Raw genomic sequence first — 630 nt, 5'->3', positions numbered from 1 at the left:
GGGGTGTTATGCATTGCCTAGGTTTTGTAGAATTTTGTTCGCGCAGCCCCTATAGGCGCCTGCTGGTAAAAATTCGGTTTAATGCGTGGGTTGCCTGGACAATGCCTATGGTTTTGTTGGGGTTTTTGGGTGATGCCTGATTGTGCTCACCGCTCATGGGTGGGTGAATTGCCGGCTCGAGCCCATCCATTATTTCGGTGGTTTAATCATAACCGGTGGGTGGGCCAAAACTTTCACTGAACTCTTTACTTACTTCTTTATCAAATTTAGAAAGTTTTTTAAAGTGTTTATGCATTTGGTTGTTTAATGTCTTCTGCTCAAGCCAATAAGCCGAGGGTTTGTTGGGGTGTTAGGAGGGGTAAAAGGCTCGTTTGTAAGGAGCCGGTCACGGATGAGGAGACAATTAGGGAGGTCGAGGGGTTAATCAGTGAGTTGAGGAGGAGGGTTGAGAGGCACAAGGGCAAGCTCGAAAACGCGGCATTCATTGATGAGCTTATTGATTTGTTGGAAAGGTGGCTTGAGGAGCATAAAAGCGACGAGGGCAAGAAGGTGAGGAAGGCTAGGAAAATCGTGAAGAGGATGATCGAGCTACTAAGGAGATTAAGGAGGAGGTGGGTCGAGGAGTACTGG

1 pseudogene is annotated in these 630 nt (G+C 47.5%); it reads left to right on the top strand.

Annotated elements, in window-relative coordinates:
• Window positions 1-306: 306 nt before the first annotated feature.
• Window positions 307-630: pseudogene (locus tag ACP5L5_RS11810) on the top strand (hypothetical protein); the annotation flags it as partial.

It is taken from the genome of Vulcanisaeta sp. (genome assembly GCF_049966235.1).
Lineage (GTDB): Archaea > Thermoproteota > Thermoprotei > Thermoproteales > Thermocladiaceae > Vulcanisaeta > Vulcanisaeta moutnovskia.
Note: the sequence above shows the minus strand (reverse complement) of the source record. Positions and strands in the feature narration are given on the sequence as shown.